We start from the raw sequence: 6,248 nt of genomic DNA, 5'->3' as shown, positions 1-6,248 counted from the left end.
TTGCAAGGCCCGTAAAAAGGTAGTGGCGGCCAGAGCCTTACCGGCTCTGACCGCCACGAGAGCTTGCGTTATTACTTCAAAATCAAGAAGCGGCCCTTACGCTGACACCGACCTGCGGGAAGACACCGCTGAGGAAGGACTCTAGTTCACGTGTGTCATCCAGCGCAAAGACCCCGGCGACGTACTGATCCGGACGTACGGCGACCACGGCCCCCTCGCGGTCGATCGAGCGTTCATCGAAGATGTCGTGATCCTCGAGTGTGCCGAAAGCATTCTCCATATCGGTCAGGCGGAAGCGGCCAGTCTTGGGTTTGAATACGCCCGGCACTTGTGACATGTCGAAGTCGGTATGGGCTTGCTGATGAATCAATTTCGTGTCGAATAATTCGGGAGACAAAGCCTCCTCGGCCCAGTTCGCCCAGTCCTTCAGTGACCTAGACTCACCGGGAGCCGCCGAGTCGGCGAACACATAGATACGCCACCGACCATCCGCCGTATGCTCGTGCCCGATGTGTAGCGGCAGCAGGTCACACACCCGACCCACCTGTGCTGATTTGAACCGCCGTCCCAGCGGGTATCCCTTTGCGAGCTCTTGGCGACCGTTGGCCGCGGTGATCATGGATTCCTCATACTCTGTGAGGTATCCCGCGTTGAACTCCGCAGTTTGCGTATAGAACTTCTCCATTTCCTGCGGGCTCTGAACTCGGTCGCTCGACTGCGCCATGAGTGAAGACCATTGTTTGTCGAACTCGATAAGCCGGCGCGCGATGTCCCTACGTTCTTCGGCATAGGTGCGCAGTAGTTGTCTTGGGCTGTTGCCGGAGACCACATGGCCCAGTTTCCAGGCAAGATTGAAACCATCCTGCATCGAAACGTTCATCCCCTGGCCCGCTTGCGCCGAGTGTGTATGGCAAGCGTCGCCCGTAATGAAAACGCGCGGTTCGTGATCGTGAGTCTTATTGGAGCGCTGGTCGTCGAAGTCGTCAGTGATGCGGTGGCTCACCTCGTAAATGGAATGCCACACGACATTCTTAACATCGAGCTTGTATGGATGCATGATCTGCTGAGCCTGTTCGATCACATCCTCTACCGGGGTCTGCCGGACGGCACCACCGCTGCCTTCTGGTACTTCTCCAAGATTCACATAAAGGCGGACCAGAAACCCGCCTTCACGTGGGATGAGTAGAATCGATCGGCCGTTGTGGGCTTTGATAGTGCTCTTCTTGCGCACATCAGGGAAGTCGGTGTCGGCGAGAACGTCCATAACACCCCAGGCCTGGTTAGCCTGGTCACCACGAAGCCTGAACCCCAAGGACTTGCGGACATTGCTGCGTGCGCCGTCCGCGCCGATCAGATACTTGGTTCGAATCCGAAACTCCTCACCTTTCCTGGCGCCTGCGGAGCGACGCAAAATGACCGTGATCGGATAGTCGTCCCCACCCTCTTCCGAAGCCTCGAAGTCGACGAACTCGTACCCGTAGTCCGGCTCCATCCGGGTAGGCGCGTTTTTCATGAAACGGTTGAAATGATCAATGATGCGCACTTGGGTTATGAGCATCATGGGCCATTCACTGAACTTCTGTGGAAGTTCGCGAACGCTGCTGTCCCGAGCGACATGCTGCGGGTTGTCGGGATGTGGCTTCCAAAAAGCCATGTCGGTAATGGTCTGCGCTTCGGCGTAAATCTCGTGTGCGAAACCGAATGCTTGAAATGTTTCCATAGTCCGGGAATGAACGCCATCGGCATTTGCCAATTCCAGACGATGACCGCGCTGCTCGATCATGCGCGTATTGACCTCGGGAAACTGCGAGAGCTGCGCTGCCGCAATGGATCCGGCAGGCCCGCAACCCACGATGAGAACGTCCATGGTCTCTGGTAAATCCGCAGAGCGATTGAGCCCAACCCCTTGAGCGGGCATGGTCAGAGGGTCTCCGGTCTGATATCCTGAAACGTGAAATTTCATAGGTATTCTCCTCCTTATTTCATTTATATGACCTTTTATAAGGTCTTCCACGGAATCCCAGCCTGAGCGGGCTGCGTTTTCCGAACTCATCGAGCCAGCGCATTCACTTCGAATGGACGGCGACCCGCGCGTGCGCGGATACCAACTGATCGTAGGGAATGCTTGGCTCAGCGCGCCTATCGGACGAGGAGGCGGCCCCGTCTGAACGGGCCGACACTCTCTGGCCGGCGCTAATGTGCCGAGTTATATAGCTTCCATTGCGTGCGGACGTTTGATCGGCTGCTGGCGGTGTTCATCGGCTGTCGATTTGAGCTCGAAGTTGAATTCGATCTCGGCAAACGGCGTGGGAATACCCAGCGCTTCGGCGCGGTCGGCGTCGTCGTGGCGCACGACCTCGGCGATCAACTCGTCGCGGGTGGCGTAGGCGAAATCGTCGTGCAGATACGCATCGTCTGCGAGGTTGATCTGGGTCGTCAGATGCTGACGACCGTCAGCGGAGACAAAAAAATGGATATGGGCCGGGCGATGGCCGTGCCGACCGAGCTGGTCCAGCAGGCGCTGGGTCGCGCCCTCGGGCGGGCAGCCATAGCCTGACGGCACGATGCTGCGCGCGCGATACCGTCCATCGCCGTCGGTGACGATGCGCCGGCGCAGGTTGTATTCGGACTGCGAAGCGTCGAAGAACGAATAGTTTCCCTGCGTGTCGGCATGCCAGACGTCGACCACGGCACCGGGGATCAGTTCGCCGCTGTCGGCGTCGCGCACCTGACCGTGCAGCCACATGACTTCGCCGTCGTCCGTGCCGTCGTCCATGCGCGTGAAGCCTTCGGCCTTGGGCGCGCCGGGGATATAGAGTGGGCCTTCGATGGTGCGCGGCGTGCCGCCCTGCAGCGCGGCCTGGGCATCCTCGGCGTCCAGGCGCATATCGATGTAATGCTCCAGACCCAGCCCTGCGGCTAGCAGCCCAGCCTCTTTTTCACCGCCGAGCTCGTTTAGGTAGCTCACGGCGCTCCAGAATTCTTCGGGGCGCACGTCGAGATCGTCTATCAATCGGAATATATCGGTGATCAGGCGATGCATGATCTGCTTGACCCGCGTGTCGCCTGCCTCGCTGTCGAGGCCGCTGATCTCACGCGCGAAGTCGCGGACTTCGGGGTTCTCGGCAATGTGTACGGATTTGTGTTTCATGATCTCCTCCCGGTGGGGTGTTTTCGTTAGCTGTCGTCCTCGCGGATGGACGAGGGGTGACGGCAGAGTGCGGTCACCTGGATAGCCATATAGGGGAACAGCGGCAGCGCGCTAATCAGTTCGTGCAGATGCGCGGCATCGGTCACATCGAAGATGCTGACGTTGGAATAAGTTCCGGCTACCCGCCAGAGATGGCGCCAGATGCCTTCGCTTTGAAGCCGCTGCGAGTAGGCTTTCTCTCGCGCTTTAATCTCTTCTGCGTCCTTCGCCGGCATGTCTGCCGGGAGCTTTACCGTCATGTCAACTTTAAACAGCATGGCGTCGTCCTTTGAGTTCGGAACCAATCGACGTCGTACGGCGCGGCCCGCCGTCACGCCGGAAATAATCGAGCTTGTCCTCGTCTATGCTTACACCGAGCCCGGGTGCGTCGGGCACGGTCACACCGCCCGCACAGTAGTGCAGCGACTCTGTAACAATGTCTTCCGTTAGCAGCAGCGGGCCAAACATTTCGGTGCCCCACCGGCATTCACGCAGTGTCGACCACGCGTGCACCGCTGCGGCCGTGCCGATAGTGCCTTCGAGCATCGTGCCGCCGTAAAGATCGAGTCCCACAGCCTCTACGGCATGGGCGAGCTCCAGGGCTCCGATAGGGCCACCAGCCTTCGCGATTTTGAGTGCGATCGCACCGCTGAACCCGCTCCGCCAAAGCCGCATGCCGTCGAACGTATCGGCTACCGCTTCGTCTGCCATCAGGGCAATCTCGAACCGCTGGGATAAGCGCGTCAGCGCATGCATCTGGCGCCCCGGCGTCGGCTGTTCGATCAAATCGATGCCGGCGTTTTGCAGAACGGCGATGGCAGGCTTGGCTTGACTCTCGCTCCAAGCTTGGTTGACGTCCACCCGCAGACTCACGCCATCGGGTAATCCCTGTTGGATGGAGATGACATGCTCGACATCGTCACGAACCTCCCGCCCTCCAATCTTGAGCTTGAACTGGCGGTGGCGATCGTCGGCCAACAGGCGCTCGGCCTCAGCGATATCAGTAACCGCATTACCACTGGCAAGGGTCCACAATACGGCCAAACGCTCATTTTGAGCCCCGCCAAGTAGCGACGAAACAGGCACTCCAAGACGCTGCCCCTGCGCATCCAGCAGGGCAGTTTCCAGGGCTGATTTAGCGAAGCTGTTGGCGCGCACGTAGCGCTGCATACGGCTACGCAACCGGTTGGGATTGTCTGCCGGTTGGCCGACTAGCAGCGGGGCGAGATAGTTCTCGATAGCTGAATGGATCGCTTCCGGACTTTCCGCTCCGTAGCTCAGCCCCCCGATAGTGGTCGCTTCGCCGATCCCTTCAAGGCCGTCGCTGCACCGCACGCGCACAATGACCATGGTCTGGTAGGCCATCGTCGTCATCGACAGACGATGTGGCCGAATCGTCGGCAAGTCGACAATAAATGGCTCGATAGCGTCGATTAGTACGGTCATGTGGCGTAGGTATTGGTTTGCTTGCTGGAAGCTTGCATTGCCGACGCAACGTAAAGCCAATACCATCTCGATGGTCTGCCATACCTTCAGGGTAGTATGGAATTACGCCACCTTCGTTATTTTCAGACCGTGGCGCGCGAGCTAAATATCACGCGCGCTTCGGAAAAACTCTATATGGCGCAACCCCCTTTGAGTCGCCAGATAAGACAATTGGAAACGGAACTTGGCACGCCGCTGTTCGACCGGACTAGTCACGGCCTGACGCTTACCGAGGCGGGAAAATACTTTGTAAAGCATACGAACACTATCCTCGAGCAAGTGGAGGCCGCGATCGCTGGGACTCGGGCGTTAGCCAAAGCAAGCGATAATGCGTTGAGGATCGGCTTTGTCCCGTCGTTTTTGTACGAGGAGCTCCCTACTCTGATCCAACGTCTGCGTGCTCGCCACGACATAAGCCTGACGCTCACCGAACTGATGACAGTCGATCAGATATATGCTTTGAAGACGAACCGAATTGACATCGGTTTCGGACGCTTGGTTATCGACGATCCCGAGGTCCACCAAGAGGTGATGTTTGAAGAGCCATTGATCGCGGTATTACCGACTGAGCATCATTTAGTCGGTAGCAGACCTACGCTAGCGGCACTCGCAGTCGAGCCGTTAATCGTTTATCCCGAGAAGCCGCGACCAAGCTACGCGGATATCGTGCTAGAACAGTTTCGATCGCGAAACATTCAGGTCAAGGTCGCCCAGCAAGCCAATGGTCTGCAGACCGCAATTGGCTTGGTCGCGTCGGGCATGGGGTTTACGTTGGTTCCAGAACGTGTGCAGCGCATGGGACGCGAAGGCGTTGCTTTCTGTGCGCTCGGCGAACGAGATATAACCTCGCCGGTGTTAGCAAGCATGCGTCGCGAGCCTACATCGGCCACATTGGCCGAACTCCTCTCTATTCTTCATGAGCTGGTTAAGGGTTCTCACCCGTTAATGCGGACACTTCAAGGAAGGCTCATTATGGGCCGGCAAAAGGAGTGTTATGCCACGCAAGACGTACAGCGCCGAATTCAAGGCGGAAGCCGTCGAACTCGTGCGATCGTCACCAAGCAGTGCGCGCGCGGTCGCGCACGACCTTGGGCTCAGCCCGACGATGCTCAACCGCTGGTGTCGCGAGGCCCAGGGCTCGTCGAAGCCGGCATTTCAGGGCAGCGGCACGCCACGTGACCAGGAGCTGGCCCGTCTGAAGCGCGAGCTGGCACAGGTGAAGAAGGAGCGTGATTTTTTACGCGACGCGGCAACGTACTTCGCCAAGGAATCGTCGTGAGGTACGCGACGATCCAACGTTGTCGCTCGGAGTATCCGGTCCAGCTCATGTGCCGCTGCCTGAAGGTTTCGACCAGTGGCTTTTACGCCTGGGCGAACCGGTCGCCCAGCGCTCGGTCGCAGGCCAATACGCGGCTGGCCGAGAGGATTCGTACGCTGCACGCCGACAGCGACGGCGTTTTTGGCGCTCCACGGATTACCGAGACGCTGCAGTTCGAAGGTCAGCCCGTGAGTCGCAATCGCGTCGCGCGGTTAATGGCCACTCACGGTCTGCAAGGCATCCCGCAACGGCGGC

The 6,248-nt window shown here is 58.6% G+C and carries 6 protein-coding genes and 1 pseudogene; 3 read left to right on the top strand and 4 right to left on the bottom strand.

Annotation, left to right across the window (positions count from 1 at the left end; translation table 11 throughout):
• Window positions 1-82 precede the first annotated feature (82 nt).
• The 4 genes from SAHL_RS17195 to SAHL_RS17180 all read right to left on the bottom strand — a co-directional run bounded on the left by SAHL_RS17195 (window position 83) and on the right by SAHL_RS17180 (window position 4,636).
• Window positions 83-1,963 (bottom strand): FAD-dependent monooxygenase, encoded by a 1,881-nt coding sequence (locus SAHL_RS17195; RefSeq protein WP_123592644.1) that lies wholly within the window; start codon window positions 1,961-1,963, stop codon window positions 83-85.
• 243 nt (window positions 1,964-2,206) lie between these two features.
• A complete protein-coding gene (catA, locus tag SAHL_RS17190; RefSeq protein ID WP_123592643.1) occupies window positions 2,207-3,151 on the bottom strand; it encodes a catechol 1,2-dioxygenase in 945 nt (314 codons plus the stop codon).
• A gap of 26 nt (window positions 3,152-3,177) precedes the next feature.
• Complete coding sequence (catC, locus tag SAHL_RS17185; protein ID WP_123592642.1) at window positions 3,178-3,468, bottom strand: muconolactone Delta-isomerase; 291 nt, start codon at window positions 3,466-3,468, stop codon at window positions 3,178-3,180.
• Entirely contained in the window at window positions 3,458-4,636 is a 1,179-nt protein-coding gene (locus SAHL_RS17180; protein ID WP_123592645.1) for a muconate cycloisomerase family protein, read from the bottom strand. The genes catC and SAHL_RS17180 overlap by 11 nt, the downstream gene beginning before the upstream one ends.
• Window positions 4,637-4,732: 96 nt before the next feature.
• Between SAHL_RS17180 and SAHL_RS17175 the strand changes: the two are divergent.
• The 3 genes and pseudogenes from SAHL_RS17175 to SAHL_RS17165 all read left to right on the top strand — a co-directional run.
• A pseudogene (locus SAHL_RS17175) lies at window positions 4,733-5,584 on the top strand (LysR family transcriptional regulator); the annotation flags it as partial.
• Between the two features lie 85 nt (window positions 5,585-5,669).
• Window positions 5,670-5,954 carry a transposase gene (locus SAHL_RS18555; RefSeq protein ID WP_123592641.1) on the top strand — a complete coding sequence of 95 codons (285 nt, stop codon included), beginning with the start codon at window positions 5,670-5,672 and terminating at the stop codon, window positions 5,952-5,954.
• Window positions 5,951-6,248 (top strand): IS3 family transposase (locus tag SAHL_RS17165; protein WP_148045604.1); only part of this gene is annotated, 298 nt, incomplete at its 3' end. The genes SAHL_RS18555 and SAHL_RS17165, both read left to right, overlap by 4 nt.

Source organism: Salinisphaera orenii subsp. halophila YIM 95161, from assembly GCF_003732545.1.
GTDB lineage: Bacteria > Pseudomonadota > Gammaproteobacteria > Nevskiales > Salinisphaeraceae > Salinisphaera > Salinisphaera orenii_A.
This window is presented reverse-complemented; position numbering and strand designations above follow the sequence as displayed.

Bases quoted from the DNA above. Each gene is read 5' to 3' on its own strand.
- SAHL_RS17195 (WP_123592644.1), bottom strand. From the start codon at position 1,963: ATGAAATTTCACGTTTCAGGATATCAGACCGGAGACCCTCTGACCATG.
- catA (WP_123592643.1), bottom strand. From the start codon at position 3,151: ATGAAACACAAATCCGTACACATTGCCGAGAACCCCGAAGTCCGCGAC.
- catC (WP_123592642.1), bottom strand. From the start codon at position 3,468: ATGCTGTTTAAAGTTGACATGACGGTAAAGCTCCCGGCAGACATGCCG.
- SAHL_RS17180 (WP_123592645.1), bottom strand. From the start codon at position 4,636: ATGACCGTACTAATCGACGCTATCGAGCCATTTATTGTCGACTTGCCG.
- SAHL_RS18555 (WP_123592641.1), top strand. From the start codon at position 5,670: ATGCCACGCAAGACGTACAGCGCCGAATTCAAGGCGGAAGCCGTCGAA.